Raw genomic sequence first — 25,590 nt, forward strand, 5'->3', positions numbered from 1 at the left:
TGCGACCGCCGCGGGAGGAACGTCATGGCGAAGGTAGTGCGAAACACAAAACGGACCGACGAGGCGATTGTCCGCGGCCTTGGCGAACTCGGCGTTGCGACGGTTCATGAAGCGCAGGGCCGGCGAGGGTTGCTCGCCCCCTACATGCGCCCGATCTACCGTCCCGCGAAGCTTTCCGGCAACGCATTGACCTGCGAGGTCGCGCCCGGCGACAACTGGATGATCCACGTAGCGCTCGAGCAGGCGCGCCCCGGCGACATCCTGGTCGTCGCCCCGACTTCGCCCTGCGACGACGGCTATTTCGGCGACCTCCTGGCGACGTCCGCCAAGGCGCTCGGCATTGGCGCCCTCATCATCGATGCGGGTGTGCGCGACATCGCGGTGCTTACGGAAATGCAGTTTCCGGTCTGGTCGAAGGCGATCTTCGCGCAGGGAACCGTCAAGGCGACATTGGCCAATGTCCAGGTTCCGGTCGTCTGTGCCGGCTGCCTGGTCCGACCCGGAGACGTCATCGTTGCCGATGACGACGGTGTCTGCGTCGTGCCTGCTGACAACGCGGCAGAAGTGCTCGAGAAGGGGCGTCAACGGGAGCAGATGGAAGAGGAGAAGCGCCTGCGCTACGCGGCGGGAGAGCTCAGCCTCGACGTAAACAACATGCGCCCGAAGCTTCTGGCGGAGGGTCTCGTCTATGTCGACTGACAGCAATTCAGGCTTGCCGCGGCGGGTTGTCACCGGCATCCGAAATGGTCGCTCCGTTTTCGTCAGCGACGGCCTCGTGCCGAACGCGCACCTGCACGCGTCGATTCCCGGTTTCATGACGTCGGTCTGCTGGGCGACGCAGGCCCGTCCGGAATTGCCGCTGGACGGCTCGGACCCTGCCTTGCCCGATGTCCGGATTACCCCTTCGGTCGGCGAGACGCGCCTGATGATCGTTCGCTTCCCGCCGGACTCGGTGATGGCCGATCCGTCCTTCGACCCGGCGGCGGCGGACGCCGAGCAGCGCCTGCATCTGCCGGGCCTTGCAGAACGCTTCGAGCGTGAAAATCCCGGCATGCACACGACGGATTCGATCGACTACGACATCGTTCTCGACGGCGAGATCTGGCTGGAGCTCGATGACGGGGCTGAGGTGCATCTCAGCCAAGGCGACGTGGCGATCCAGTGCGGCACGCGCCACGCCTGGCGAAACAAGGGAACGGCGCCGGCAACGATGGCTTTCGTCCTGATTGGGGCCGGGCGGACCTGAGCTGGGGCGCGCAACCTTAACAGTGGAAGCAAGAACTACCCGCAATTAACGCGGCCGGAGGAGGGCGCGATGCACTACGATTGCCTGATAGTTGGCAGCGGACACGGTGGCGCCCAGGCGGCGACATCACTCCGTCAACATGGTTTTGAAGGCAGGATCGGGCTCCTCGGCGAGGAGCAGGATCCGCCCTATGAACGTCCGCCCCTGTCCAAGGACTATCTGCTCGGCAGCAAGACTTTCGAGCGCATCCTCATCCGGCCGCCGGAGTTCTGGGCATCGCGCAATATCGACCTGTTGCTGGGCAAAAAGGTGATCGAGATTGCCGCGGAGGAGAAACAGGTCGTCTGTGCCGGTGGGGCGACTTTCAGCTACGGCCACCTTATCTGGGCCGCTGGGGGGCGTGCCCGTCGCCTGAGTTCTCCGGGACATGACCTCTCCGGAATCCATACCATCAGGAATCGAGCGGACGTCGACGGGCTCGTCGGCGACCTGGCGGATGCCCGACGCGTCGTCGTGATCGGAGGGGGCTATGTGGGCCTCGAGGCTGCGGCCGCCCTGACGAATCTCGGAAAGTCGGTCGTCGTGCTTGAAGCCTTGGATCGGGTGCTGGCCCGTGTGGCCGCCGAGCCGCTCTCGAGGTTCTACGAGCAGGAGCATCGCGACCATGGCGTTGAAATCCGGCTCAAGGCCGGTGTTGCAGGCTTCATCGGCAGCGAAGGGCGCCTGACTGGCGTGGTGCTGCAGGATGGCGAGACGCTTCCGGCGGATATCGCCATCGTCGGCATCGGCATAGTGCCTTGTGTGGACCCGCTGATCGGGGCCGGAGCGGCTGGATGCAATGGTATCGACGTCGATGAATATTGCCGTACCAGCTTGCCGGACATCTTCGCGATCGGCGACTGCGCCCGGGTCACGAGCGCGCATGGGCTGCGGATCGAGTCGGTGCAGAACGCCCATGACCAGGCGATGGCGGTGGCAAGGACCCTTTGCGGAGAGCTGACGCCCTACAGGGCGACACCCTGGTTCTGGTCGAACCAATACGACCTGCGGCTTCAGACGGTCGGGCTTTCCGTCGGCTTCGACGAGACGATCGTCCGCGGCGATCCGGCAGCGCGCAGCTTCAGCCTCATCTATCTGAAGGCCGGCGCGGTGATCGCCTTGGACTGCATCAACTCCGCCAGAGACTACGTCGAGGGTCGGATGCTGGTCGAAAGAGGCGCGCGAGTCAGCGCCGAGGTGCTGGCCAACAGCGGCATCAGGTTGAAATCTCTGTTGGCTGCATGAGTAAGAAAGCGAATGGGAGGGTGAAATGTCGAACTTTACAGTGATCTCGCGAAACGGACAGGTCGTCTCCGTCGAAGGGCGGGCCGGCATCTCGTTGATGGAGCATATTCGCGACGCAGGAGTGGACGAATTGCTGGCGCTTTGCGGGGGCTGCTGTTCGTGCGCCACCTGCCACATCTATGTCGACGACGACGTCCAGCCGCATCTGCCGTCGCTCTCCGTGGACGAAGACGACTTGCTCGACAGTTCGGACCATCGCCGGCCGCAATCGCGGCTCTCCTGCCAGATTCCGTTCACGCCGGAGCTTGCCGGCATGATCATCACGCTGGCGCCGGAAGACTGAACAGTCGCGCAGAAATCGATTCAGTGATCAGTCCGGCCGGAGGTAGGTGGCGGTGAGTTTGAGTTTGTACATTCCAAGGGAAAGCAGTCCCGACGAACCGCGCGTCGCTGGTTCTGTCGACAGCGTCAAGAAGCTGAAGTCGCTCGGTTTCGACGTCGTCGTCGAAGCCGGCGCGGGCGCGCGGGCGCGCATGCCGGATCAGGAATTCGAGAAGGCCGGCGCCCGGATCGGCAGCGCCGCCGATGCCGGGAGCGCCGACGTCATCCTCAAGGTGCGCCGGCCGACGGCCGAGGAAATTGCCGGCTACCGATCCGGCGCCATCGTCATCGCCATCATGGATCCCTATGGCAACGAGGAAGCGATCGCCGGGATGGCGCAAGCGGGCTTGACCGCCTTTGCCATGGAACTGATGCCGCGCATCACCCGCGCGCAATCGATGGACGTCCTGTCCAGCCAGGCGAATCTTGCCGGCTACCAGGCGGTGATCGATGCGTCCCACGAATACGACCGGGCCCTGCCGATGATGATGACCGCGGCCGGCACGGTGCCGGCGGCGAAGGTGTTCGTCATGGGCGCCGGCGTCGCCGGCCTGCAGGCGATCGCCACGGCGCGGCGTTTGGGCGCCATGGTCTCGGCCACCGACGTCCGTCCCGCGGCAAAGGAGCAGGTCGCCTCGCTCGGCGCCAAGTTCATCGCCGTCGAGGACGACGAGTTCAAGGCGGCCGAGACGGCCGGCGGCTATGCCAAGGAAATGTCGAAGGAATACCAGGTCAAGCAGGCGGCGCTCGTCGCCGAGCACATCGCCAAGCAGGACATCGTCATCACCACGGCGCTGATCCCCGGCCGGCCGGCGCCGCGCCTCGTCAGCCGCGCGATGCTGGATGCCATGAAGCCCGGCTCGGTCGTCGTCGACCTCGCCGTCGAGCGCGGCGGCAATGTCGAAGGCGCCGAAGCCGGTCAGGTCGTCGAACTCGGCGGCGTCAAGGTCGTCGGCCATCTGAACGTGCCGGGCCGCATCGCCGCCTCCGCCTCGCTGCTCTATGCCAAGAACCTCGTCACCTTCCTGGAGACGATGGTCTCGAAGGAGACGAAGGCGCTGGCGCTGAACATGGACGACGAGCTCGTCAAGGCGACGGCGCTGACCCACGGCGGCGCCGTGGTGCATCCGGCCTTTGGCGGCGCGAATGGGGGGGACAAGTAAATGGCGAACGAACTGTTGGACAAGGCGCTGACCGACCTCGAACGGGCGGTCGAGGCGGTCAGGACGGCGGCCGAATACGTGCCGGACGCGGCCGGCGCGGTGGCGCATGGCGCCACCGGCGGGGCGATCGATCCGTTCGTCTTCCGGCTGGCGATCTTCGTGCTGGCGATCTTCGTCGGCTACTACGTCGTCTGGTCGGTGACGCCGGCGCTGCACACGCCCTTGATGGCGGTCACCAATGCGATCTCCTCGGTGATCGTCGTCGGCGCGCTCTTGGCGGTCGGCATCTCCGCCTCCGGGCTTGCCACCGGCTTCGGCTTCGTCGCCCTGGTGCTGGCCGCGGTCAACATCTTCGGCGGCTTCCTGGTCACCCAGCGCATGCTCGCCATGTACAAGAAAAAAGACAAGTGAGGCGGGCCGATGAACGCTAACTTCGCAGCCTTCCTCTATCTCGTCTCCGGCGTGCTGTTCATCACGGCGCTGCGCGGCCTGTCGCATCCGACCACCAGCCGCAGGGGCAACGCTTACGGCATGATCGGGATGGGTATCGCCATCGTCACGACGCTGTTGCTCGCCCTGCCGTCGTTCGGCGGCTTTGTCATGATCGTCGTCGGCCTTGCCATCGGCGGCGGTGTCGGCGCCGTCATCGCGCGGCGCATCGCCATGACCGCGATGCCGCAGCTCGTCGCCGCCTTCCACTCGCTGGTCGGCCTCGCCGCCGTGATGGTGGCGGCCGCGGCGATGTACGCGCCGGAGAGCTTCGGCATCGGCACCATCGGCGACATCCATTCGCAGGCGCTGGTCGAAATGTCGCTGGGTGTGGCCATCGGCGCGATCACCTTCACCGGCTCGGTCATCGCCTTCCTGAAGCTCGATGGCCGCATGTCCGGCAAGCCGATCCTGTTGCCGGCACGCCACCTCGTCAATGCCGGCCTTGCGGCGGCACTCGTCGCGCTGGTGATCATGCTGGTCTTCACCGAGAGCACCACGGTGTTCTGGCTGATCGTCCTTCTGTCGCTCGTCCTCGGCGTGTTGATCATCATCCCGATCGGCGGCGCCGACATGCCCGTGGTGGTGTCGATGCTCAACTCCTATTCCGGCTGGGCGGCGGCCGGCATCGGCTTCACGCTCGGCAACCTGGCGCTGATCATCACCGGGGCGCTGGTCGGCTCCTCCGGTGCGATCCTTTCCTACATCATGTGCAAGGGCATGAACCGTTCGTTCATCTCGGTGATTCTCGGCGGCTTCGGCGGCGAGACGGCCGCGGCCGGCGGCGACGACGGCGTCCAGCGCACGGTCAAGCAGGGTTCGGCCGACGACGCTGCCTTCCTGATGGCGAACGCCTCGAAGGTGATCATCGTGCCCGGCTACGGCATGGCGGTGGCGCAGGCGCAGCATGCGCTCAGGGAAATGGGCGACCAGCTGAAGGCGGCCGGCGTCGAGGTCAAGTACGCGATCCATCCGGTCGCCGGCCGCATGCCCGGCCACATGAACGTGCTGCTGGCCGAGGCGAATGTCCCCTATGACGAGGTGTTCGAGCTCGAGGACATCAACTCGGAATTCGCCCAGGCCGACGTCGCCTATGTCATCGGCGCCAACGACGTCACCAATCCGGCGGCGCGCGACGACAAGACCTCGCCGATCTACGGCATGCCGATCCTTGACGTCGACAAGGCCAAGACCTGCCTGTTCGTCAAGCGCTCGCTCGGCTCCGGCTATGCCGGCATCGACAACACGCTGTTTTACAAGGACGGCACGATGATGCTGCTTGGCGACGCCAAGAAGGTCACTGAGGAGATCGTCAAGGCGATCAACCACTGAGGCGTGACGCCGTATTTTTTCGATCTGAATGCGCGCCTCACCCAGGCGGGCATTCGCGTTTTCAGCCGTCATGCAAGCGGTGAAGCCAATTCCGCCTGCGTATGAGCCCGCTTCAATCTCAGGGTACAGGCGCAGTCAAGCGCCGATAGCGGTATGGATGCGATGCGGATGACCGCACGCGCGCCCGCGATGCCGCGTTCCCATAGAGCGGTATCGTCCGCCAAGATGATGTGCTGCAGGTGACGGGTCAAATACGGCCCAATGCGAGTTGAGGGCTGCAGAGGACTTTGCGGTCGCTGAGATAAGCAAAACCCGCCCGGAGGACCGGGCGGGTTCCATGGTTCCTGAGCCTGGATCGGCAACGTGCTCCGAAGATCACGGCGGCTGCTGGTTACCAGCCGCTGCCGGCGTGCCGCGCTAGATCGTCACGGCGTAGTAGGTGAAACCGCCGTCTCCCTTGGTGACGCCGGAAATCGCCTCGTTGATCTTTTCGAGCGGCCAGACCATGGCTTCCATGACCGAGAGATCGATGACCCTGCTCTCCACCATGGCGGCGATTTCCATCCCTTCGGCGGCGGTGAACCAGACCGAGCCGATCAGCGCCATCTGCTCATCCATCCACCACTTCACATCGACGGGCAGATCGCCGGCCGTACCGCCGATATTGACGATCCGGCCGCCTCGTCGCACGCCTTTCATCGCGTCGAGCATCGACTCGAGCGGTGCCTTGGCGCCGAGCGTGTCGAGCATCAGATCTGCACCGACACCATTGGTCTTGGCTCTGACGAACTCGGCGCTCGAGCCCGTCCGGTTGGAGAAGGTCTCGATCCTGTCCGGCGCAAGCGCCTTCAGACGGGCGAGCAATTCGTCGCCGCGTGCGACCGCGTAGATCTTGCCGATGCCCATCGCCAAGGCGAAGATCGTCGCGCCGACGCCGAGCGTTCCGGTGGCGCCGTTGATGATCAGAGAACGCCCCATCAACGGCCCGCATTTCTTCAGGGCCGCGTAAGACGTGCCGAGATAGCCCATCCGCGAACCCTGGACATAGGACATGTTCTCCGGGATTTTGACGATTTGCGCCTGCGGCGCCAGCATGTATTCGCAAAATCCGCCATAGGAGTAGCGCTTGAACATTTCCAGGCTCTTCGGGTTGTAGCCGAAATAGCCGCCGAGCGTCCAATGCTGGCAGGCCTGAGGATGGCCCGAGGAGCAGGCGTGGCAGGCTCCGCAGAAGCGGCCCGGGTTGACGTAGACCCGGTCCCCCGGCTTCAGCGAGACGACCTGCTCGCCGACGTGATGGACGATGCCCGAAGGATCGAGGCCGTGGATTGCAGGTCGCGGCGGCAACGGCATCTGCGGGTACCACGTTTCCCAGTTCGCAAGCACATTGCCGAGGTTTGGCACCATGCCGCAGGCCTTCACTTGGACGACGACGTCCGTACCGGATGCAATCGGCCTCTCCACCTGATCTATGCTCATCGGTTCGCCGACCGCGTGCAGCCGCGCGGCGCGCATCGTCTGCGCCATGACTTCCTCCCAGTTCGTTTGACATTCATGCAGCGGTTAAATACCGCACAGTTTCTAAATACCAGAGGGTATCCTAAAGTGCAAGCGCCCTGCGCCGGATATCCGTACCCGCCGAGGCGGTGCGGCGAGTGAGAAGCTCAGCCGAACCGCAGGGAACGAGATGCGGGGATTTTCTGTGCGCCGGATGCAGTTCAAACCCCGAGATTTCGACGTCGGGCGAGTCTGGTCGATTCTGCGCGTTGACACAGATATAAAACTGGAATACTAATGAGTATCTGAAATCCAAATGGTATGCGAATGCCCTGAGGTGCGCGGCGTCTCGAGGTCGACTGGAAACTGTCCCGTCAGACGGAAGGAGTGGCGCCGAGTCCGGCGCTGGCGTCTGAGCGGTTTTTCTGTGGGAGGATAAAAATGGCAAACGACGCGTCTGCATTGACGGGAACGAATCTCTACAGCGATCCCTATCCGGTCTACGCGCGACTACGCAAAGAAGCTCCGGTCGCCTTCTTCGAGGGGACCAACGAGTACTTCGTCACGCGCTACGAGGATTGCCGAACGGTCGGGGCGAACGACAAGATCTTCGGGCCGTCGGGGGCGTCGGACCGGCCCGAAGCGCGCGTCATGGGCATGCCGAATGTCCTGACCATGTCAGGCGAGGAGCATGCTTGCCTGCGCGAAGGGATCGACCTCAATCTCACGCAGGAGCGCGTGCGATCCTATGTCGAGCGTCTCACCCGGCCTGTCGTGCAGCGGTTCCTCGACGAGCTCAAGCCGAAGGGCGAAGCGAACCTCACGACCGAGCTTTTCGAGCCGATTTCGGTGCGCTGCATCGGCGACTTCATCGGGTTGACGGGAACGTCGAACGATAATCTGGTGGAATGGTTCCACGCCATGGCGCTGGGCCTCCAGAACGTCTCCAACGATCAGGCCGTCTGGGATCGGCTCGACGCCGCTCTAGAGGACATCGACAACCAGCTTGGCGCGCTCTATGACGCGGCGCTTTCAAAGCCCAATAATACGCTATTGAGCCACGTCATGCATGGCGGCATGCCGGAGGGCACGGCGCGCAGCCTGGAAGAGATTTCGCCGACCATGCGCGTTATCATCCTCGGCGGCCTGCAGGAGCCTGGACATGCGGCCGCAAACGCCTGCGCCGGGCTGCTATCGAATCCGGAGCAGGCCAGGGTCATGGCGGAAGATCCGTCCGCCTATGCGCTGAAGGCTTTCGACGAGGGCCTGCGCTGGATCGCGCCGATCGGCGTGACGCCGCGCGTCGCCAGGGAAGATTTCGAGATCGCCGGCACGACGATACCTGCGGGGTCATCCGTGGCGATCGTCATGGGTTCCGCGAACCGCGACGAAGCGCGCTTCGACAATCCCGACCAGTTCGACATGTTCCGCAAGAAGAAGCAGCACGTCTCCTTCGGCTTCCGTCCGCATTTCTGCTCGGGACATTTCCTGTCGCGCGCCATGGGCGAGATCGCGCTGGAAGAGGCTTTCAAGCAATTGCCGAACCTGCGTCTCGACCCCGATCAGGAAATCAAGGCCAAGGGTTGGCGCTTCCGCGGCGTGAACGTTCTTCCCGCGAAGTGGGATGCGTGATGACCCTTATCATCGATTGTCATGGCCACTTCACCACCGAGCCGCTGAAACACCATGACTTCCGCAAGGCTCAGGTCGCCTATGCGGAGGGCAGCGCGAGCGAACGGCCGATCTATCCGGGCATATCCGACGAGGAGCTGGTCGCGATCATCGAGGCCAACCAGTTGCGACTCCAGAAGGAGCGCGGCTCGGATCTGACGGTGATCAGTCCGCGTGCTTCCGGCATGGGGCATCATATCGGCAATACGGAGATCGCCGGCGAGTGGGCGCGTATCTCCAACGACAATGTCAAACGTATCGTCGACATGTTTCCAGAGAATTTCGCCGGCGTGTGCCAGTTGCCGCAGACGGTCGACGGTAACCTGCAGGCGGTCATTGCCGAGCTCGAGCGCTGCGTCGATCAGGGCTTCGTCGGTTGCAATCTCAATCCGGACCCTTCCGGCGGCCGGTGGAGTGCACCGCCGGTCTACGACGCGTGGTGGGATCCTCTGTGGGAGGCAATGGTCGCGCTCGACGTGCCGGCGATGATCCACGTGTCGGGCTCGTGCGAGCGCTGTCTGCACACGACCGGCGCCCACTACATCAATGGCGACACGGCCGTGTTCATGCAGCTCATCCAGGGGGACCTTTTCGAACGGCACCCGGAGCTGCGCCTGATCATCCCGCACGGCGGCGGTGCGGCGCCCTATCACTGGGGCCGATACCGGGGTCTGTCGATCATGCTGGAGAAGCCACCGCTTGCCGAGCACCTGATGAACAACCTGTTCTTCGACACATGCGTCTATCACCAGGCCGGCATCGACACTCTGTTCCGGGTGGTCGACAAGAAGAACATCCTGTTTGGCTCGGAACTGCTCGGCGCCGTGAAGGCGGTGGATCCAGAGACGGGGCACAGCTTCGACGACACCAAGCGTTATATCGACGCGCTCGCCCTGAGCGCCGACGACAGGCACGCGATTTTCGAGGGCAATGCGCGACGCGTCTATCCCTTGCTCGATAAAAGGCTCACGGCGCAGAACCGCTAGTTCGCCGCCGCTATATTGGAGGAACGTTCATGACAATCGTCAAATTGGCGGGCGGTGCCCAGGGGTTCAACTGGCTGCCGGTCTTCGTGGCCGAGGATCAGGGCCTATTCGAGAAGCACGGTCTGAAGATCGAATATCTGCGCATGGGCAGCGTCGACAAGGCCACGACCGCGGTCGTCGAAGGGGCGGCAGATCTGGCGATCACGCCGCCGGAAGGGGCTGTCTCGAACTACGTCAAGGGCGGTGAGCTCCGCGTCGTTGCGTCTAACTCGAACCGCCTGCCGATGTCGCTCGTCGCGGGGCCGGCGATCGGGTCGATCGCCGGGCTCAAGGGCAAGAAAATCGGCACCTCGTCGCTGACCGAAGGAACGGCAATCTACACGCAGATGCTGCTTTCCCGCGAGGGGCTGAGATATCCGGGCGACTATGAATTCGTGCTTGCAGGCGTTCACACAAGCCGGTGGGAAGCGCTTCAGGCGGGAGACATCGATTGCGCCCCGCAGCCGGCCCCCTGGAACTTCATTGCGGAAGCGGCGGGTTACAATCTCATCGGCGAAGTCAACGACGCCATTCCGGAAATCGTCTTTGCCGCGCTCATCGCCAGAACGAGCTGGCTCGAAGCCAACGGCGAGACGGTGCGCAAGCTCCTGAAGGCGCTTGTCGAGGCTTACCGGATCACCAACGATCCTTCCAAGGAAAGTATCGCCCTGCCGATCTTCGAGCGCATCACCGTCCCGGATGATGCCGAACTTGCACTCCGCGGCTTGCGTTATATGCGCGACATGGGCATGTGGCCGAACGGACTCGCCATCCCCGACAGGGCGCTTGAAACCACCATCGACCTGATGATCCGCGCCAGGCTGCTGGACGAGGACCATCGCCGGTCGGCGGCCGGCGTCTTCGATGCTTCCTATCTCGAGAGGGCGTTTGCCTGACGCGGTGCAGGCCGGGCGTTGCGCGGCAGATGGAAGGGTGCGGTGAAGTGTTCGACGCCCGACCCCTTCAGGAGGTTCCATGAAAATCATCTCGCAGAACACCGCCTTCGGCGGCATGCAGGGCGTCTTCGCCCATGACTCCAAGGCCTGCAAGGGCGAAATGACCTTCGCCGTCTACGTGCCGCCGCAGGCGACGCGCGGGCCGCGCCCCGTGCTCTGGTATCTCTCCGGCCTCACCTGCACCCATGCCAATGTGATGGAAAAGGGCGAGTACCGCCGCATGGCTTCGGAGCTCGGGCTGATCGTCGTCTGCCCGGATACCAGCCCGCGCGGGGCCGACGTGCCGGACGAGCTCACCAACTGGCAGATGGGCAAGGGCGCCGGCTTCTATCTCGATGCGACGGAGGAGCCCTGGGCCGAGCACTACCAGATGTACAGCTACATCACCGAGGAACTGCCGGCCCTGATCCGCGAGCAGTTCCGTGTCGACATGGACCGCCAGGGGATCTTCGGCCATTCGATGGGCGGCCACGGCACGATGACCATCGCGCTCAAGAACCCCGGGCGCTTCAGGAGCTGCTCGGCCTTCGCCCCGATCGTCGCGCCGTCGTCCGCCGACTGGTCGGTCGGCGCCTTCGAGAAATATCTCGGCTCCGATAAGGCCGCCTGGCGAAAATACGACGCCTGCGCTCTCGTCCAGGACGGGGCGCGCTTCCCGGAATTCCTGGTCGACCAGGGCAAGGCGGATAGCTTCCTCGAAAACGGCTTGCGCCCGTGGCTCTTCGAAGAGGCGGTGAAGGGCACCGGCATCGGTCTCACGCTTCGCATGCACGAGCGCTACGACCATTCCTATTACTTCATTTCGACCTTCATGGACGATCACCTGAAGTGGCACGCCGAAAGGCTCGGCTGAGGCGCGCTTTTCGTCCGTGAGCCAAAGGGAATTGACAAACTCGGAGACTAGATACTTAATAGAATTCAAAGACCAATTGGTATTCGAGTGACCGTTGGGCTTTGTCGCCGATCTGGGAGGAGAACGGTATTGCAGCAATCACGAATCCAATTCGTTTCGCTGACAGGGTGACTTCGATGGGAGACACCCCGCAGGAAGCCATCCTCATCGGGACGATTGCGGTTTCAGTAGCCGCCTTCGCGTTGGCTGGACTTCGCCGCATTCTGGGCCTCGACGCCGCCTGGATCGGACTGATCATTTCGACGGCGTTTCTGGCCTCGTATTTCCTCGTCTACCAGAAGATTCCGCCGCTCCCGCCCGTCGGCGCAGTGAACAAGATCTTCTACCTATCCCTGGCCGGCGCCCTACTTGGCTTCGCCACCGATCTCGCCGATCGTCCACGCCTTGCGGGCTGGCTGGCGCTAATGCAGCCGCTGGCGGCAGCCTCGTACATCGGACAGAGCCGGCTGGCCACCGCCCCTCAGGAAGTGGTTTTCGCGGCGGCCGTCGGCATGTTGTCGATGACGTTGCTGCAACGGGAGTTCGGCGGTTCGGCCGCCGAGGACGGCGCGAAGCGGACGCTTCTTCTCGCCATCTTCTCTGCCGGCTTTGCTCCAATCGCCCTGCTCGGCGCATCGTCGTCGAGCCTGCAGCTTTGCCTGATGTTCGCGATAGCGCTTCTGGCAGTCGTCGCCTGGAGCCTCGGAAGCGATGACAATCCCTTCGCCACCTCCGCCCTGCTGGGCGGGGCCGGAGGGATGTTGTCGGTCGTCTATGCGGTGACGCTGATCACCCGCAAGGCTGATCTCCTCGCGCTTGCAATTCTTGCGCTCGTCTTCCTCGTCCCCGAGGTCGCCAGGCGGACGAGATGGATCGACCGCCTTCAAAGCCGCATGGCGCGTCTCGCCGCATTCGGGCTGCTCTGCGCGGTGCCCGCGGCGAGCGGGATAGCCATCGCCATCATCTCATACGGTTCGAGCTTTCCAATTTGACAAGGGAGGAATGTCAATGATCAAGCTTGCATGCGCCTATATCGTATCGGTTCTCATGGCGGCCGCGCTATCAATCGGGCCGGCCCAGGCACGAACCTACGATATCGACATCGTTCACTCCAACATCGTGTTTTTCATCGACCATCTCGGCTTTTCGCGTGTGGTCGGGGTCGCGCGGGACTTCGGAGGGAGCTTCGAATTCGATCCTGCCAAGCCTGAAGCGAGTGCGCTCGACGTGACGGTCAAGGTTGAGAGCATCTCCACCAACAACAAGCAACGCGACAGCGACATTCAAGGCGCCGATTGGTTCAATGCAGGCGAGTTCCCGGACATCACCTTCGCTGGAAAGGAATACAAGCGGACCGGGGAGAAGACCGGCAAAATCGTCGGGGATCTCACGATCGCCGGAATTACCCAGTCAGCCACCCTCGACGTCACCTTCAACAAGGAAGGGGAGAACCCTTGGGACAAGAGCCACGTCGTCGGCTTCAGCGCGGAAACAACCGTCAAGCGAAGCGATTTCGGACTGAAGACCGCGCTTGGCATGATCGGGGATGATGTGAAGCTGTTCATAGAGATTGAAGGCCGGGGACGATAAGCCTCACCACATCCCGAGAAACGTCCAAAAAGTCCCCGTTCACATCGTGTGCGGGGGCGTTCTAATCGTGTAAGCGCGCTATCTCACACCCGGGCTTGTCATCAGTTGCGCTGGTGGGGGTGCCATACTAGGCGCGTAGTGACCGATCACAGACTCATCTGGTATTTCCGCTTTCACTAGGGGAAACGAGGCATCGGTCGCTGCGCCGCGCATGACCGCAAAGGGTGTGCGCCGTGCCAAGGCGGCGCTTTCCAGTGGGTGCAAGTCCCACCCGGCAACCGCTCCATCCGGAAGCAATCGGAGCAGGCGTGGAGGAGACGACATGTCTGGTGCGCCAGGAAAGCTGGCGCGTTCCATCCGGTGCAAGTCCGGTCCGGGGAAGGGGTAGCGCCCGCCCGGTAGTGAGTGTTGCGACGTGGAAGGCGACGACCACGGCGAAGCGTACACAGCAATCGTGTGGGGTGTGGGATTGAGCCACGAAATTCGTGATATCGCAGGGGCCGAGGCAGTCAGACATGCCGAAGGCAACATGTGCGGAACCGCTATGCGAGGTTCCGTCGCCCGACTTGGACGTGGCGTGCCGTGGGTGAAGGCGTGAGAGCTTGTCCGAGAGCCGGATGCGGGAGATCTGCATGTCCGGTTCGATGAGCGGGGTGTGGAAACGGGAGTCACGGTCGAGCCGCTAAGGCACCGCCAGACGAAAGGGGCGGAAACAGATATGCTCGACCTACAGCAACCCGCGCCACACCTCGACTCTACCGATCTTTCCGGTTCCATCCGTCGCGAGAGGGGTGGGTAGCGGACGTTTGATCAGGCGGATCGCGACGGCTAGTATCCACCAAACCGTGCCATTCATCCTGCCGGATGACGATGACGGTCTGGTCGCACCTGGCGCTTTGCATGTCTACCAACGCATGCTGTAATATTTCTGAAAAAGTTGAGCCTGCGGGAATAGCGATGAACCTGGAAGATCTCTATCGCCTCTTGCGGAATGGCCACGTCCAGGCGCAAGGCATAATCGACACAGTCCCCGATCCGTTGCTCGTGCTTGACGAGAACCTGCGCGTCAAGTCTGCCAGCCGGGCGTTCTTCACGACTTTCAAAGTCGACCGCGACGATACAATCGGACAGCACGTCTACGAACTCGGCAATCGGCAATGGGACATTCCTGAGCTGCGGCGCCTGCTCGAGGAAGTGATCCCGAAGAGCACAGCGGTCATTGACTTTGAGGTGCACCACGACTTTCCGAGCATCGGTCGCAGGACGATGCTCGTCAGTGCGCACCGGCTGTTCCATCCCGACAACAACAGCCGCACCCTGGTGCTCTCCATCGTGGATGCTACAAAGCGTGTCCAACGTGAGGCCGAGAAGGATGTGCTGCTAGGCGAACTCCGGCATCGAATGAAGAACCTGCTTGGCTTGGTCCAGGCCATCGCCCGCCAGACCACGGCCGACGGCCGCTCCGGCGCGGAATATCGGGACGCTTTCATCGGCCGGTTCAATGCGCTCGTGCAGGCCCACGACAAAGCTTACTCGCAAACCGTCGAGACCGATCTTCGAGAGGTCGTTGAGCAAGCGCTTGCGCCCTATTCAGAGGGTTCGACAGGGTTCCTCATCGAATCGGGGCCGGCCGTCCCGCTCGCGCCGAAGCAAATCATGTCGCTGAGCCTGATCCTGCACGAACTCGCGACCAATGCGATTAAGTATGGCGCGCTTTCGACACCCACCGGACAGATTCATGTCCNCTGGGAGGTCGAGGAAGCGAGCGCTCCAAGTCTTCGGCTGATGTGGCAAGAAAGCGGCGGCCCCACGGTGGAACCGCCGGCCTCTTCGGGGTTCGGCTCACAGCTCATCGAGTTCGCTGTGAGCCGCGAATTGGGAGGGCGGGTGGAACTGAACTATGCCCCGGCGGGTTTGCTAGTCGAGATCGTCGCCCCGTTAGGATCGGTCTCATGATGCGAGACTGGTCTCATGCACAAGACCGTGCTTATCGTGGAGGACGAGTTCCTGATCGCGATGGATCTCAAACTCTTGCTTGAGCGTTGCGGCTGGCGCGTGCTGGGACCAGCCGCGACGGCCGAAGAGGCGATCAGACTTTTGGACGAGGAATTGCCTGCCGTCGCACTCCTTGATGTGACCCTCAGGGACGGCAGCGTGACCCCGGTCGCGAAGGCGCTCCGTGCCCAGAGCGTACCGTTCGTCGTGGCAAGCGCGTACAGCAAGCCGGAGCTTGTCGGCGGAGAGATTCTGGCCGGAGCGGCCAATGTCGGCAAGCCGACAGAGGAGCGGCGTTTACTCGCAGTCCTGGAGCGAGCGGCCCGGTCCTGACATGTCCACCCGGCTGATCTGGTGAATCGCCGAATCCATCGATCTCGCAAACATGTGAATGGCCGAAGGGGTGATCGCTGCTCTCGACGCGGCGTATGCCAGCGGTGCGAGCCCAGGGCTGATCGATTATCGTCGGTTCGAGCGTTGCCTGCCCCCATCAATCCGGCATCGAGGTTCCACCACCGCACCCCCCCAGGCGGGGGCGCAGATCGATCGGCCTACCAGGGAAAGGTTTAGGCTCATCCACGCAGTGCGGACGCTGGCGACTGACGATAGGCAAGGATGGCGGGAACGGATGCGATCAGCGCCGAAAAGCCGAGCAACGTTACTGCGAAGCCGATGTCTTCGCGAGCGAATCCGACCGGCATGGCGACGCCGCTGCCATCGACCACCGCCTGGGAAATCACCATTGCCGCGGCATAACCGACGCCGAATCCCGTGGCGATGCCGATGGCCACCAGGACGAAGAGTTCCAGCCAGACGATCGCAAGCAGGGCGCCGCGCGGCGCGCCGAAGGCCCTCAGTGCTCCAATCTGCCGCCGCCTCTGCGCGACATGCATGACCGTGACCAGCAGCAAGGACGCCGCCACCAGGACCTGCGATCCGATGGCGACCGCAAACAATACCCGCTTCGCATCGCCGAGGGTCGCATAGAGCCGTGTCAGTATCTCGGCGGGAAACACCGCCTGGGTCGCGCCGGCGCGGTACTCCTGTCTGAGCTTGTAGGCATCGGCGATGGTCTTGGGCTTCACCAGGATCGCCGGCAGGCCGGGCACGTCGGCGTCCCAGGTTTCAGTGATCGCAGCGTCCGCATCGGCATGATGCTCGTGCTCGTCGGCCGCCGCTTCGTGGTCGTGATCGGGTTCTGCCTCGGCCTCCTCGTGATCGCTCATCCCGTGAATATCCCAGACAGCCTCAATCGGCACCAGGATGGCACGATCCCAGGCCGTGCCGGTCGGCCTCAGGCGTCCCGCCACATGATAGGCGAGCTCGGTATGGGTATGCCCGCCTTCCTCTGCAGAACCGTGCATCGGCTTGATCACATCACCCAGCTTGAGGGCGACGCCGGAGCCGATCACCGCTTCGCCCTCCCTTGCAAAGACCTGGCCCTCCGCCAGGCCATCGGCGAGATTGTGCACCAGCGCGGTCGTCGTGCCGACGATCGGATAACCCGTGAACGAATCCCCGAAGCCGATCGGAGCCGCCCAGGCGACGCGCGGATCCGCGGCGAGCTTCGCCAGCACGTGGCCATCCATCAATGGCAACGGCGAGGCCTGCAGGAAGACCGAGGAGAGCACCAGCTGGTTCTCGCTGCCGGCAGCACCGATCACCAGGTCGAATTTGTCGGCGGCCCGGGCGCTGCCGAGCCTTAGCGCCCTTTCCTGAAGCGTAACGGCAACGCCGAGCGCCACGGCGAGCGCCACGATCAGCACGACCACGGTCGAGCCGAGCCAGTATTTGCGAAGGTCTGCGACAATGAAGCGGATCATGCGGCCTGCTCCATCAGCCCGGTATCGCCGACGATCCGTCCGAGGTCGAACGTGATCTTGCGCCGCAGCCGGTCCGTCAGCCGCTTGTCATGCGAGACGACGACGAGCGTCGTCTGCTCCTGGTCGGCGAGTTCGAGCAGCAGGCTGCCCACCGCTTCGCCGCTTTCGATATCGAGGCTGGCGGTCGGTTCATCGGCGATGACGACACCCGGCTTCCGCAGGAGCGCCCGGGCCACTGCAACGCGTTGCATTTCGCCGCGCGACATGGTCTCGATCCTCTGCTCGGGCCGTTGCACGCCTGTCCGCTGCAGCAGATAGTGCGCCCGCTCGACAATTTCGGCGGATGCCGCGCGCGCGAGCCTTGCGGGCAGCAAGGTGTTCTCGAGTGCCGACAGTCCGGCAAACAGATGGAAATCCTGCATCACCAGGCCGACGTGTGCGGCCCGCCAGCGGTCTCGGCCGCTTTCGGCGAGCCGGTTCAGATCCGTGCCGCTCCAGTCGATGCGGCCCCGGTGTGTTCGTTCGAGGCCGGTGACGATGTTGACAAAGGTGCTCTTGCCGGAACCGGAGGCGCCGGTGATCGCCACCCGTCCGCCGGCTGGAATGCTCAATCGTTCGATCGCCAGCACCGGCGCGGCCAGTCCCGGAAAGGTGACGGAAATATCTGCGAGTTCGAGAGACAACATGCGGTTTCAAGCGACCCAATAGCTGGCGTTGCGCAATCTGAGCCGGCTTAAGAAACCGGTTTCCTGGTCGGTCCAGGAGCCGACTTCGAGCTTGCCGGCGACGGCGATGCGCACGCCCGGCTGCACGAAGGTCTGCGCTTCGTCGAGATAGATGACGATGATGTTGTCCGGCCAATCGGCATCGGTCGAGCAGAAGGGGCAGATCGACATGGGGATTTCGGTCAGCACGAAGAATTTCGCCTCGGCCTTCAGGGGCGGCGCCATGAAACCGCTCATTTCGACGTCCTGGCCATCGAGCGACTTGACCTTGTCGGAAAATTCGAGCCCGAGCGGACTGATCTTGCCATAGAGCTCGTCGAAGCCCAGTTGCGTTGGCGCGGCGAGGGCGGGCTTGGCAGCCGGGAGGATCGACGACAGGCACATCATCGCCAGAACATCACGCCGGCTGAACCCGTAGCCGGATCGAATCTTGCCCATGGCAGGGATCTCGTCTTGGTTCGCAAAATGGCAGTTCCGGGCGGCTCGCGCCGCCCGGAACAAAGGTGTCGGAGAAGATTACATGTTCTCGTCGCCACCGAGCGCAAAGGCATCGGCAAGCACGCGATAGACGTCGCTCTCTTCCATATAGCCCTTGAACCCCTCGGCGCCCGGACCGGTGGCCTGCAGCACGACGTCGTCCACGGCGTGAACGGCGGTATCGGCATTGCGCGGCAGGTTGCCTTCGCGCAGCACGGCGCCGGGGACGTCCTTATAGGCCGGATTGGCGACGTATTCCTTCTTCTCGTTCTCGATCGCCGGCTCGAACGGACCGTCCATCTTCGGACGGAAGGTCTCGTAGTAGTCGGGATGGTTGTTGGCGAAGATGGCGAGGCGGCGGGTCACGTCGACCTTGTCGGGGAAGCCGTCGCCGTTCTTGTCCTCGTAGTTCGGGAAGCCGGCATCGGCGTAGACGCCGACCTTCTCACGCATCTCGGTGCCCGGCTTTTCGTCGTCGATCGTGCCGATGATCGAAACGCCATGGGAGTGGTCGCCGGTCACGACGATCAGCGTGTCGGGGTTGGTCGCGGCGAATTCGCGGGCCATGCCTACCACCTGGTCGAATTCGATGGTTTCGACCAGGGCGCGTTCCCAATCCATCGGATGGGACATCTTGTCGACCGAAGCGCCTTCGACCATCAGGAAGAAGCCTTCCGGATTCTTGGAAAGCTGTTCGAGCGCGACCTTGGTCATGTCCATGAGGCCGGGCTGGTTCGGGAACTTGCCGACCGTGCCTTTCTTGAGGAATTCCCGGTCGAGCGTCACGTCCATGTTGCCGGTGTGGAACAGGCCGAGGATCTTGCCGCTGTTGGTGCCGGCGGCGGAGGCGAGCTCCGTCTTGTCTGTCGCCAGCGCATAGCCGTCGTCCTTGAAGGCCTTGATCAGGTCCTTGTCGTCCTTGCGCTTCGAGCCGGCCACGTCCTTGGAGAGGAAATAGGCCGAGCCGCCGCCGAGGATGACGTCCGGCTTGGTGTCGAGGAACATGGCAGCGATGTCGGCCTTGTCGCCGCGCTTGCGGGTGTGGGCGATAACGGCAGCCGGAGTGGCGTCCTCGATTTCGGCGGTGGAGACGACGCCGATCGACTTCTTGGTCAGCCGTCGTACGGCTTCGGCGATGTTTTCGACGCGCGGGTCGTCAAGGCTGTCCGTCGTGCGGTCGGCATAGACGCCGAGGGCATTGATCGCCGTCTTGTGGCCGGTCATATAGGCCGACATGGTGTTGGCGCTGTCGGTGGCGACGGCATTCGTCGCGGAGGTGCCGATGAAGGCCATATGGTCGAGGTCGTCCATGAAGAGACGTCCGTTCGCCTTGCCTTCGGTCATGCCCTTGGACATCAGGCGGGCGCCGGTGCGATGGGCAACCGACAGGCCGTCACCGAGCAGGAAGATGATGTTCTTGGCTTTCGGCGTGGCGGAGGTGCCGAAGACGTCCCAGGTTACGGTCTTCGTCTCGTCGCCGGCGCTGACTTCCACCTTGTAGGCGCCAGCCTTGGCAACCTTGGCGGCGCGCAGGATCACGGCAGAACCGAGGCTCTTGCCTTCCTTGTCCTTTTCCTCGGCCACGAAATCGAAGTCGGCGCCGAGAACGGACTTGGCGTCCTCGCCGTTGATGGTGACCTTCACGTCCTCCTGCTTGACGACGCCGTCGAACTCGACCTTGAAGTCGAATGGCGAGCCGACGAGGATCGTCGCACGATCGAGCGGATAGACGGTGGCTGCGTCGGCAGCGCCGGCCAGCATGGTGGCGGCGGCAAGAGCGGTTAGTAGTTTACGCATGGAGATCCTCGCGCGTTGGAATTCAGGCTACCGCTCGTGATTAGCCAGCGACCGTGACACATGAATGACAGGAGCTAAGTGGCAGAAATAAAAGGAATATCAGAATCGACACGTGGCTTCGGCCTGTTGCCGATCACAGCGTGTTGGCCATCGCCAATCGTATCGTTAGCGCTGCCTACTTGCAGGCACTCGGCCTCGTCCATGGGTGGAACTGGCATCGCGGCGCGACTGACTTCCCTCGCAAAAGGAAAGTTATAGTTGTTCCGGCGATGACCGACGCCGGTCTTGAGGATTGTTTGTGACAGCCTAATGGTGGACCATCCGATGCCTCCTCCCGGTTCTTCGGGAGGCCGGCGAGGACAACCATGCAGCAAACGGAACTCAAGCTGGAGCTGTCGCAATCAGGCGCGTCGTCGCTCCTGAAGCAAAATCCCTTCGACAGTTCACCCACGATAGTTCGGCAAAGGTCCGTTTTCTTCGACACCGGAGGACGGGATCTGTCTAAACGCGGCGTATCGCTGTGCATCCGGCAAAGTGGCAATGAACGGATCCAGACGGTCAAATCTGGCGACGGTTCCGCGGCCGAATCGTTCACACGCGACGAGTGGCCACGACCGGTCACTGCCGAAACGCCGGTTATCGACGATCCTGAGATCCTGCCCTTGGTGGCAGGGACTGACGAAAGCCTCGCGCCCGTGTTCGAGGTTCATGTCAAGAGGCATCGTTGGAACGTGGCGGAGGGCGACGCCACGATCGAAGTCGCCCTGGATATTGGAAAAGTCGTTGCAGCGGACCGCGAGGCACCGCTCTGCGAAATCGAACTTGAAATGAAGACGGGCTCACTGGCGGCGCTGTTTGCACTCACCCGAAAACTCAATCTGATAACGCCCGCTCATATCGGAGTGCTGAGCAAAGCGGACCGCGGCTATCGTCTGCTTGGCCCTGCGACCGGTGCCACAAAAGCAACTATCACTCCGCTATCGGCGGAAATGAACGCAGCAACGGCCTTTGCGCAAATCGCGGCAGCGTGTATCAGGCAGTTTCGTCTCAACGAAATGACCTTGTCCTGGTCAGACGATACAGATGCCTTGCACCAGGCGCGAGTATCGCTGCGGCGACTGCGCTCGCTTTTCTCCATCAGCAAATCACTGTTCGCGGATAGCCGGTTCGACCACATGCGCGACGAATTGCGTTGGCTCGCCTCGGAACTGGGTGATGCGCGCAACATCGACGTCATACTCAAGAACACGACAAGCGAAGAGCTTTCAAGCCGTCTTCAGGAGGCCCGCAGCGACGCTTATGGCGCGGTTGAAGCGGCTCTCTCCTCCGTGCGCGCCCGCGCGCTGATGATCGACCTCGCCGAATGGATTTCGATGAGAGACTGGCGAAGCGACGAAGCGGGCGAGGCGGTGCTTGTCCTGCCATCGAAGCGTTTCGCCTCGCGCGTCCTCGACAAGCTTTGGAAAAAACTGGTGAAGGGTGGCCGCAACCTGATCGACCTCGATGACGAGTCCCGACATGAACTGCGCATCACCGCAAAGAAACTGCGCTATGCGGCGGAGTTTTTCGGCCCGCTTTACAAGAGCAAGAAGGAAATCAGGCGTCACAAGAGATTCATCGGGGCGATGGAGGGGCTTCAGGACCAACTCGGCAGCCTGAACGATCTTGCGACCGCTCCCGATATGCTCTCGAAACTTGACGTTGCAGATGTGCCGGGTGCGCAAGACCTTTTCTGTGCAGATGACAAGGTGAAGCTTCTGCACGATGCCGCCGAAGCACACGGCACTTTTGCGGAGGCCAAGCGTTTCTGGCGGTGAGCGGCGTAGACACGAGGTCACCGGCGTCAGTCACGCGCAACCGAAGCCAATCGAAGTCAGGCGATCTCCTCCGCGCTCCCAGGGCAACAAAGGGAGGACGATGCGCTGCGGTTCACCTCCGAGAGCAGGTTTATTTCTGTTCTGGAGATGCGACGGGCGCCAGAGTCAAACCCGTTGGCGTGGCCTTTGCCGTATTCCAACTTCCTCCGGTTAACTCGCTGCTGGAACCACCGTCCTCGCTGTTCGTTGGAGAACGCAAGGAGGACGACTATGGCCAAGAGGAAGCGGGTCCCGAAGAGGATAGCGGGCGTGAAGGTTCCCAAGACTTGGCGCAAATCGAAGGTTCTGCGCAGGTTGCTGAAAACAAGTCCTGGCCGTGACCTGTTGGCCCATGCACTTACCGCAGGCGCCGGCGCGGCGGCGGCTGTGCTTATCGGCAAGCAGCAAGGAATGGCCGTTGCCGCCAAGGCAGCAACCCGCAAGGGCGCCAAATCTGCCGGTCTTTTGGGAAACGCGCTGCAGGACGCGTTTTCCGCTGCAGTGAGCGTGCTTCACGACCGCGATTTACCCAGACGGGGTAAGGAACCGGTTCCTGCGCATCGCTCCGCGCCGGCGAACGCGGCATCACGCGACGACGGAGAAGGGGACGGTATCGAGTTCATCGAGCGTTTTCTTGTCCGCCAGTACGGCGAGAACATCACGTCGCGCTTGATCGTGGCAGCGAGTGTGCGCGCCATCGCCGTGCTGATCCGCGAACACCCCTTGATCGCAGCGCGGCTGTTGGGTGTCGGCCTTACCCGGGCAGCACAGGTGGGTATTGCCGACATATATGACTACGTGAACAAAGGCGGGCAGCAGGACGATGGGCGGGAGACAGTTTCAGAAAGGGCGACGCCCAGGCAGTCGCTGGTCCCCGACGTCGACGCGCGAACGGACCGATCCAACCGTGATGACTGAGCACGGCGATCGTCTCTTCCCCACGTTTCGCTGGCATCACCTAATGCAATGCGGCCCGTTTGCGTCGCTTGCTTTCGGCGTTTGCATTCTTCTTCTTGTGACCGGCCGGAAACACGGTGTCCTTCATCGAATCCATTGCCGCGGAGAAGCCGCTTCGCATTGCCCGGCGGGCCAAGCCGACGGCTTTTTTCCCCTTCCTGGTGGTCGTTTCACCGGCGTCTATCACCTCGTCGCGGTGGTCGACCAGCACCGCGGCGGCTGCGCCTGCGCCTGCGGTGATGGCTTTGGCGAGCAAATCTCTTCCGACATTGCTGGCCATCATGGTTCTCAAAATCTTCGATTGCCGCAGCCCCTTTGGAACCTTCACGCCCGCGATCTTTTTCGGAATGCGCTTCTTCTTGGCCATGGTCGTTCTCCAATGATGTGCCGCTGGGGAAACGTCACAGGAATGCACCGGTTCCACGCGCTTCTTTTGGTTCGAGCTTGCGCGCGAACCCGGCCTCGTTCCGCGCCGTCAAATCAGTCTCATGCGATGGTGCTATTCTGCCGTGTGGGATGATGAAGGGAGGATGTCATGACAAGACCAAACGACGAAGCGGAACGCCCGGACTGGCTGGAAGCCGAACTGGCCGACACGCTTGACGAAGACTACGAGCTTGAGCTTTCCGAACCGGCCCTGTCGGAAGAAATCCGGAAGATCTATCGCAAGACGCATCCGCCGACGATCCCACGCCTCGACTATTTCCGCGCCTTGCTCGCTTTGCAGGCCGAGCTCATCAAGCTGCAGGACTGGGTCGTCTACCACAGGCAGAAGGTGGTGGTGATCTTCGAGGGACGCGACTCCGCTGGCAAGGGCGGCGTCATCAAGCGCATCACGCAGCGGCTCAACCCGCGCGTCGTCAGGACCGTGGCGTTGCCTGCACCCTCCGACCGCGAGAAGACGCAATGGTACTTCCAGCGCTATGTCCCACATCTGCCGGCCGGCGGCGAGATCGTCCTTTTCGACCGCTCCTGGTACAACCGCTCAGGCGTAGAGCGGGTGATGGGCTTCGCGACGGAGGACGAGGTGGAGGAATTTTTCCGCGACGTGCCGGAATTCGAGCGCATGCTGGTGCGCTCCGGCATCCGCCTCGTCAAATACTGGTTCTCGATCACCGACGAGGAGCAGCAGATGCGCTTCCTGATGCGTATCCACGACCCATTGAAACAGTGGAAGCTGTCGCCGATGGACCTGCAGTCGCGCGTGCGCTGGGAGGCCTATACCAAGGCGAAGGAGGAGACCTTCGCGCGCACCAACATTTCGGAAGCACCGTGGCACATCGTCGAGGGCAACGACAAGAAGCGGGCGCGGCTCAACTGCATCGACCACCTCCTGAAGCAGATCCCCTATGAGGATGTGCCGCACGAGGATATCTCTCTGCCGGAGCGTGTCTTCAATCCCGATTACGAGCGCAAGGTGCTGCCGCCGCAACTCTATGTGCCGTCCAAATATTGAGGCCGGTAACCCGCAAACCCGCTGGTTTCCGCTCGAGCCCGGAAGTTGCGATGAACGGGATCGTCCAAAGTCGCGCGGCCGGACGAGCGGGCACGGAATGCGCTCTGGCGTCCCAGGTTGGCCGGCGCTGTCCTCTTTTGGAGACCCAGATGCATTAACTTGGAATATTGTTCCGCGTAGGCTGAAGCTGCGCGCGGATGAGCCATCGGTTCTCCGATGGAGCAGCAAGGGCGGAGCAGCGGAGGCGCTCGCGGCAGAGACGGCATGCCTTCCGCGTCGGACCAAATGCGTGGCAGGCAAAGACGCCAACCAGCGGCCATTGCCGGATTACCTACACACACTTGTGCTAACAGGAGCCGATCGACGGTCGAAACAAAACTGGCGGAGCTCTATGGTGCCGACCGAAAAACACTCGAAATCAGCGTCAGCACTCTTCCGCCATCTGTCGGAAAAGTGGCCCAATGCCTTCAATGCGAAACTACCAAAGCCCTTGAAGATCGGCATTCGGCAAGACATTCGCGCACTCGACGGCGAACTGTCGGATGAAGAACTGGGCAGGGCCTTGCGCGCCTACACCAGGACGGACAAGTACCTCGCGAACATGCGCGCCGGCGCAGCGCGCGTCGATCTCAATGGCAATCCCGCCGGCGAAGTGTCGGAAGGCGATGCAACGACCGCGCAGGCCTGGCTGCGCGTCCGTGGTGCGAAAGAAGTAACCGCGAAACCGAAGAATCCGAAGGCGGAGCCAGAGCAACCCCCGAAATCTCTTTCCACACAGGTGTCGGCGAACAAGACCAAGCTGGCGGCCGACAGGACCGTTATCGTTGAGACGAAACGGCGTCGCCCGACCGAGCGGCGCTTTGATCGCCGCTGAGCGGCTTGCCCGGCCGCAAGCCATGCTGCCCCCGTCGATGTTTCCTCCTTGCACAGTCAGTCATAAAACTGTCATAAACGGCAGCAAGCTGCTGCGGCAGGTCT

25 protein-coding genes are annotated in these 25,590 nt (G+C 62.6%); 19 read left to right on the forward strand and 6 right to left on the reverse strand.

Annotated elements, in window-relative coordinates; all coding sequences use genetic code 11:
* The first annotated feature begins 24 nt into the window (after nt 1–24).
* The 7 genes from RHIBR816_RS0112595 to RHIBR816_RS0112625 all read left to right on the forward strand — a co-directional run bounded on the left by RHIBR816_RS0112595 (nt 25) and on the right by RHIBR816_RS0112625 (nt 5,895).
* Nucleotides 25–699, forward strand: a complete 675-nt coding sequence (locus RHIBR816_RS0112595; RefSeq protein WP_018236905.1) for a 4-carboxy-4-hydroxy-2-oxoadipate aldolase/oxaloacetate decarboxylase — start codon at nt 25–27, stop codon at nt 697–699.
* Nucleotides 689–1,246, forward strand: coding sequence for a cupin domain-containing protein (locus tag RHIBR816_RS0112600; RefSeq protein ID WP_018236906.1), 558 nt, complete (start codon nt 689–691; stop codon nt 1,244–1,246). The genes RHIBR816_RS0112595 and RHIBR816_RS0112600 overlap by 11 nt, the downstream gene beginning before the upstream one ends.
* A 69-nt stretch (nt 1,247–1,315) precedes the next feature.
* Nucleotides 1,316–2,530 (forward strand): NAD(P)/FAD-dependent oxidoreductase, encoded by a 1,215-nt coding sequence (locus RHIBR816_RS0112605; RefSeq protein ID WP_018236907.1) that lies wholly within the window; start codon nt 1,316–1,318, stop codon nt 2,528–2,530.
* 25 nt (nt 2,531–2,555) lie between these two features.
* Nucleotides 2,556–2,873, forward strand: a complete 318-nt coding sequence (locus tag RHIBR816_RS0112610; RefSeq protein WP_018236908.1) for a 2Fe-2S iron-sulfur cluster-binding protein — start codon at nt 2,556–2,558, stop codon at nt 2,871–2,873.
* Between the two features lie 52 nt (nt 2,874–2,925).
* The gene (locus tag RHIBR816_RS0112615; protein WP_026186922.1) at nt 2,926–4,074 is read left to right on the forward strand and encodes a Re/Si-specific NAD(P)(+) transhydrogenase subunit alpha; all 1,149 of its coding nucleotides are present in this window, start codon (nt 2,926–2,928) and stop codon (nt 4,072–4,074) included.
* Nucleotides 4,075–4,485 carry an NAD(P) transhydrogenase subunit alpha gene (locus RHIBR816_RS0112620; RefSeq protein WP_018236910.1) on the forward strand — a complete coding sequence of 137 codons (411 nt, stop codon included), beginning with the start codon at nt 4,075–4,077 and terminating at the stop codon, nt 4,483–4,485.
* A gap of 9 nt (nt 4,486–4,494) precedes the next feature.
* The gene (locus RHIBR816_RS0112625; protein WP_018236911.1) at nt 4,495–5,895 is read left to right on the forward strand and encodes an NAD(P)(+) transhydrogenase (Re/Si-specific) subunit beta; all 1,401 of its coding nucleotides are present in this window, start codon (nt 4,495–4,497) and stop codon (nt 5,893–5,895) included.
* Between the two features lie 417 nt (nt 5,896–6,312).
* On the opposite strand, the gene RHIBR816_RS0112630 is transcribed toward RHIBR816_RS0112625, so the two are convergent.
* Entirely contained in the window at nt 6,313–7,422 is a 1,110-nt protein-coding gene (locus tag RHIBR816_RS0112630) for an alcohol dehydrogenase catalytic domain-containing protein (RefSeq protein WP_018236913.1), read from the reverse strand.
* 411 nt (nt 7,423–7,833) lie between these two features.
* On the opposite strand from RHIBR816_RS0112630, the gene RHIBR816_RS0112635 reads away from it, so the two are divergent.
* The 8 genes from RHIBR816_RS0112635 to RHIBR816_RS0112670 all read left to right on the forward strand — a co-directional run bounded on the left by RHIBR816_RS0112635 (nt 7,834) and on the right by RHIBR816_RS0112670 (nt 15,854).
* The gene (locus RHIBR816_RS0112635; RefSeq protein WP_018236914.1) at nt 7,834–9,024 is read left to right on the forward strand and encodes a cytochrome P450; all 1,191 of its coding nucleotides are present in this window, start codon (nt 7,834–7,836) and stop codon (nt 9,022–9,024) included.
* Nucleotides 9,024–10,049 carry an amidohydrolase family protein gene (locus RHIBR816_RS0112640; protein ID WP_018236915.1) on the forward strand — a complete coding sequence of 342 codons (1,026 nt, stop codon included), beginning with the start codon at nt 9,024–9,026 and terminating at the stop codon, nt 10,047–10,049. The genes RHIBR816_RS0112635 and RHIBR816_RS0112640 overlap by 1 nt, the downstream gene beginning before the upstream one ends.
* 29 nt (nt 10,050–10,078) lie before the next feature.
* Nucleotides 10,079–10,984: an ABC transporter substrate-binding protein gene (locus RHIBR816_RS0112645; protein WP_018236916.1), complete on the forward strand. Its 906-nt coding sequence runs from the start codon at nt 10,079–10,081 to the stop codon at nt 10,982–10,984.
* Between the two features lie 79 nt (nt 10,985–11,063).
* Entirely contained in the window at nt 11,064–11,897 is an 834-nt protein-coding gene (gene fghA, locus RHIBR816_RS0112650; RefSeq protein ID WP_018236917.1) for an S-formylglutathione hydrolase, read from the forward strand.
* A 176-nt stretch (nt 11,898–12,073) separates the two neighbouring features.
* A complete protein-coding gene (locus tag RHIBR816_RS0112655) occupies nt 12,074–12,928 on the forward strand; it encodes a hypothetical protein (protein WP_018236918.1) in 855 nt (284 codons plus the stop codon).
* A 16-nt stretch (nt 12,929–12,944) separates the two neighbouring features.
* On the forward strand, nt 12,945–13,526 hold the full coding sequence (locus RHIBR816_RS0112660; protein ID WP_018236919.1) for a YceI family protein: 582 nt from the start codon (nt 12,945–12,947) through the stop codon (nt 13,524–13,526).
* 957 nt (nt 13,527–14,483) lie between these two features.
* Nucleotides 14,484–15,482 carry a PAS domain-containing sensor histidine kinase gene (locus RHIBR816_RS0112665; RefSeq protein ID WP_018236920.1) on the forward strand — a complete coding sequence of 333 codons (999 nt, stop codon included), beginning with the start codon at nt 14,484–14,486 and terminating at the stop codon, nt 15,480–15,482.
* 15 nt (nt 15,483–15,497) lie between these two features.
* Nucleotides 15,498–15,854, forward strand: coding sequence for a response regulator (locus tag RHIBR816_RS0112670; protein WP_018236921.1), 357 nt, complete (start codon nt 15,498–15,500; stop codon nt 15,852–15,854).
* Between the two features lie 239 nt (nt 15,855–16,093).
* Here RHIBR816_RS0112670 and RHIBR816_RS0112675 read toward each other — a convergent pair whose 3' ends face one another.
* The 4 genes from RHIBR816_RS0112675 to RHIBR816_RS0112690 all read right to left on the reverse strand — a co-directional run bounded on the left by RHIBR816_RS0112675 (nt 16,094) and on the right by RHIBR816_RS0112690 (nt 20,343).
* Nucleotides 16,094–17,344: an ABC transporter permease gene (locus tag RHIBR816_RS0112675; protein ID WP_018236922.1), complete on the reverse strand. Its 1,251-nt coding sequence runs from the start codon at nt 17,342–17,344 to the stop codon at nt 16,094–16,096.
* Complete coding sequence (locus RHIBR816_RS0112680) at nt 17,341–18,030, reverse strand: ABC transporter ATP-binding protein (protein ID WP_018236923.1); 690 nt, start codon at nt 18,028–18,030, stop codon at nt 17,341–17,343. The genes RHIBR816_RS0112675 and RHIBR816_RS0112680 overlap by 4 nt, the downstream gene beginning before the upstream one ends.
* 6 nt (nt 18,031–18,036) lie before the next feature.
* Nucleotides 18,037–18,507 (reverse strand): hypothetical protein, encoded by a 471-nt coding sequence (locus RHIBR816_RS0112685; RefSeq protein WP_018236924.1) that lies wholly within the window; start codon nt 18,505–18,507, stop codon nt 18,037–18,039.
* 78 nt (nt 18,508–18,585) lie between these two features.
* Nucleotides 18,586–20,343 carry an alkaline phosphatase gene (locus tag RHIBR816_RS0112690; protein WP_026186924.1) on the reverse strand — a complete coding sequence of 586 codons (1,758 nt, stop codon included), beginning with the start codon at nt 20,341–20,343 and terminating at the stop codon, nt 18,586–18,588.
* 365 nt (nt 20,344–20,708) lie between these two features.
* Here RHIBR816_RS0112690 and RHIBR816_RS0112695 point away from each other — a divergent pair, with 365 nt between their 5' ends.
* Nucleotides 20,709–22,160 (forward strand): inorganic triphosphatase, encoded by a 1,452-nt coding sequence (locus RHIBR816_RS0112695; RefSeq protein WP_018236926.1) that lies wholly within the window; start codon nt 20,709–20,711, stop codon nt 22,158–22,160.
* 270 nt (nt 22,161–22,430) lie between these two features.
* On the forward strand, nt 22,431–23,117 hold the full coding sequence (locus RHIBR816_RS38375) for a hypothetical protein (protein ID WP_018236927.1): 687 nt from the start codon (nt 22,431–22,433) through the stop codon (nt 23,115–23,117).
* 40 nt (nt 23,118–23,157) lie between these two features.
* Here RHIBR816_RS38375 and RHIBR816_RS0112705 read toward each other — a convergent pair whose 3' ends face one another.
* Complete coding sequence (locus tag RHIBR816_RS0112705; protein WP_018236928.1) at nt 23,158–23,523, reverse strand: hypothetical protein; 366 nt, start codon at nt 23,521–23,523, stop codon at nt 23,158–23,160.
* A 168-nt stretch (nt 23,524–23,691) separates the two neighbouring features.
* On the opposite strand from RHIBR816_RS0112705, the gene ppk2 reads away from it, so the two are divergent.
* Both ppk2 and RHIBR816_RS0112715 read left to right on the forward strand, forming a co-directional pair.
* Nucleotides 23,692–24,612 (forward strand): polyphosphate kinase 2, encoded by a 921-nt coding sequence (ppk2, locus tag RHIBR816_RS0112710; RefSeq protein ID WP_018236929.1) that lies wholly within the window; start codon nt 23,692–23,694, stop codon nt 24,610–24,612.
* Nucleotides 24,613–25,003: 391 nt separating this feature from the next.
* The gene (locus RHIBR816_RS0112715) at nt 25,004–25,486 is read left to right on the forward strand and encodes a ProQ/FINO family protein (RefSeq protein WP_018236930.1); all 483 of its coding nucleotides are present in this window, start codon (nt 25,004–25,006) and stop codon (nt 25,484–25,486) included.
* The last annotated feature ends 104 nt before the right edge of the window (nt 25,487–25,590 follow it).

This window comes from Ensifer sp. BR816 (assembly GCF_000378985.1).
In the GTDB taxonomy this organism is placed as follows: domain Bacteria; phylum Pseudomonadota; class Alphaproteobacteria; order Rhizobiales; family Rhizobiaceae; genus Sinorhizobium.

What these genes read in the sequence shown, in the direction of transcription:
- RHIBR816_RS0112595 (WP_018236905.1), top strand. Translation starts at nt 25, where the DNA reads ATGGCGAAGGTAGTGCGAAACACAAAACGGACCGACGAGGCGATTGTC.
- RHIBR816_RS0112605 (WP_018236907.1), top strand. Translation starts at nt 1,316, where the DNA reads ATGCACTACGATTGCCTGATAGTTGGCAGCGGACACGGTGGCGCCCAG.
- RHIBR816_RS0112640 (WP_018236915.1), top strand. Translation starts at nt 9,024, where the DNA reads ATGACCCTTATCATCGATTGTCATGGCCACTTCACCACCGAGCCGCTG.
- RHIBR816_RS0112670 (WP_018236921.1), top strand. Translation starts at nt 15,498, where the DNA reads ATGCACAAGACCGTGCTTATCGTGGAGGACGAGTTCCTGATCGCGATG.
- RHIBR816_RS0112715 (WP_018236930.1), top strand. Translation starts at nt 25,004, where the DNA reads ATGGTGCCGACCGAAAAACACTCGAAATCAGCGTCAGCACTCTTCCGC.
- fghA (WP_018236917.1), top strand. Translation starts at nt 11,064, where the DNA reads ATGAAAATCATCTCGCAGAACACCGCCTTCGGCGGCATGCAGGGCGTC.
- RHIBR816_RS0112645 (WP_018236916.1), top strand. Translation starts at nt 10,079, where the DNA reads ATGACAATCGTCAAATTGGCGGGCGGTGCCCAGGGGTTCAACTGGCTG.
- RHIBR816_RS0112600 (WP_018236906.1), top strand. Translation starts at nt 689, where the DNA reads ATGTCGACTGACAGCAATTCAGGCTTGCCGCGGCGGGTTGTCACCGGC.
- RHIBR816_RS0112655 (WP_018236918.1), top strand. Translation starts at nt 12,074, where the DNA reads ATGGGAGACACCCCGCAGGAAGCCATCCTCATCGGGACGATTGCGGTT.
- RHIBR816_RS0112625 (WP_018236911.1), top strand. Translation starts at nt 4,495, where the DNA reads ATGAACGCTAACTTCGCAGCCTTCCTCTATCTCGTCTCCGGCGTGCTG.
- RHIBR816_RS38375 (WP_018236927.1), top strand. Translation starts at nt 22,431, where the DNA reads ATGGCCAAGAGGAAGCGGGTCCCGAAGAGGATAGCGGGCGTGAAGGTT.
- RHIBR816_RS0112695 (WP_018236926.1), top strand. Translation starts at nt 20,709, where the DNA reads ATGCAGCAAACGGAACTCAAGCTGGAGCTGTCGCAATCAGGCGCGTCG.
- RHIBR816_RS0112705 (WP_018236928.1), bottom strand. Translation starts at nt 23,523, where the DNA reads ATGGCCAAGAAGAAGCGCATTCCGAAAAAGATCGCGGGCGTGAAGGTT.
- RHIBR816_RS0112685 (WP_018236924.1), bottom strand. Translation starts at nt 18,507, where the DNA reads ATGGGCAAGATTCGATCCGGCTACGGGTTCAGCCGGCGTGATGTTCTG.
- RHIBR816_RS0112610 (WP_018236908.1), top strand. Translation starts at nt 2,556, where the DNA reads ATGTCGAACTTTACAGTGATCTCGCGAAACGGACAGGTCGTCTCCGTC.
- RHIBR816_RS0112635 (WP_018236914.1), top strand. Translation starts at nt 7,834, where the DNA reads ATGGCAAACGACGCGTCTGCATTGACGGGAACGAATCTCTACAGCGAT.
- RHIBR816_RS0112690 (WP_026186924.1), bottom strand. Translation starts at nt 20,343, where the DNA reads ATGCGTAAACTACTAACCGCTCTTGCCGCCGCCACCATGCTGGCCGGC.
- RHIBR816_RS0112660 (WP_018236919.1), top strand. Translation starts at nt 12,945, where the DNA reads ATGATCAAGCTTGCATGCGCCTATATCGTATCGGTTCTCATGGCGGCC.
- ppk2 (WP_018236929.1), top strand. Translation starts at nt 23,692, where the DNA reads ATGACAAGACCAAACGACGAAGCGGAACGCCCGGACTGGCTGGAAGCC.
- RHIBR816_RS0112620 (WP_018236910.1), top strand. Translation starts at nt 4,075, where the DNA reads ATGGCGAACGAACTGTTGGACAAGGCGCTGACCGACCTCGAACGGGCG.
- RHIBR816_RS0112630 (WP_018236913.1), bottom strand. Translation starts at nt 7,422, where the DNA reads ATGGCGCAGACGATGCGCGCCGCGCGGCTGCACGCGGTCGGCGAACCG.
- RHIBR816_RS0112680 (WP_018236923.1), bottom strand. Translation starts at nt 18,030, where the DNA reads ATGTTGTCTCTCGAACTCGCAGATATTTCCGTCACCTTTCCGGGACTG.
- RHIBR816_RS0112675 (WP_018236922.1), bottom strand. Translation starts at nt 17,344, where the DNA reads ATGATCCGCTTCATTGTCGCAGACCTTCGCAAATACTGGCTCGGCTCG.